The organism is Allokutzneria sp. NRRL B-24872 (assembly GCF_002155965.1).
Lineage (GTDB): Bacteria > Actinomycetota > Actinomycetes > Mycobacteriales > Pseudonocardiaceae > Allokutzneria.
On record NZ_MUMH01000393.1, the window covers coordinates 1 to 785 of the forward strand.

Sequence of the window (785 nt, forward strand, 5' to 3'; positions counted from 1 at the left end):
GCGCCACCCCGCCCTTGACGTCGTACGGCGTGCAGAACGTGGCGCAGAGGTCCTGCCAGGTCGAGTAGTAGCCGTAGATGTTCGGCCCGAGCAGCCGGATGCCGTGCCGCTCGGCGATCGCCACGATCTCGTCCTGGAGTTCGTGCTCACCGGTCTCGGCGAAGCCGGAGGGGATCAGTACGGCGTTGGGGATGCCCTTGCGACCCACCTCCTCCAGCGCCGCGGCCACGAACTTGGCGGGGATCGCGAAGACCGCCACATCCACCTCACCGGGAACGTCCGTGACACTCTTGTACGCCTTGCGGCCCAGAATGTCATCGGCCTTGGGGTTCACCGGATAGATCTCGCCGGCGAACCCTCCGTCGACGAGGTTGCGCATCACCGAGTTGCCGATCTTGCCCTGCTCGTTGGAGGCCCCGATCACGGCGACCGACTGCGGCTGCATCAGCCGGCGCATCGACACCAGGATCTCGTCCCGCGTGTACCTGCGCCTCGGCTTCGGCACCGACTCCGCGAGGATCACCCGGATGTCCGCCGCGACCGCGCCCTCCGGTGTCGCGATCACCGGGTTGAGGTCCACCTCGGCGATCTCGGGGAAGTCCGCGACCAGTTGGGAGACCCGGCGGATCTGCTCGGCGATCGCCCAGCGGTCCACCGCCGGAGCCCCGCGCACCCCGCGCAGGACCTCCGCCGCGCGGATCGAGTCCAGCATGGAGAGCGCCTCGTCCGCGTCGACCGGCGCGAGCCGGAAGGTGACGTCCTTGAGGACCTCCACCAGCACCCCG

Annotated in this window: 1 protein-coding gene; it reads right to left on the minus strand. The window is 69.2% G+C overall.

What is annotated here, in order from left to right; all coding sequences use genetic code 11:
• Positions 1–775: acetate--CoA ligase family protein (locus tag CCN37_RS38260; protein WP_246843605.1), on the minus strand; the 775-nt coding region annotated here is incomplete at its 3' end.
• Between the last annotated feature and the right edge of the window lie 10 nt (positions 776–785).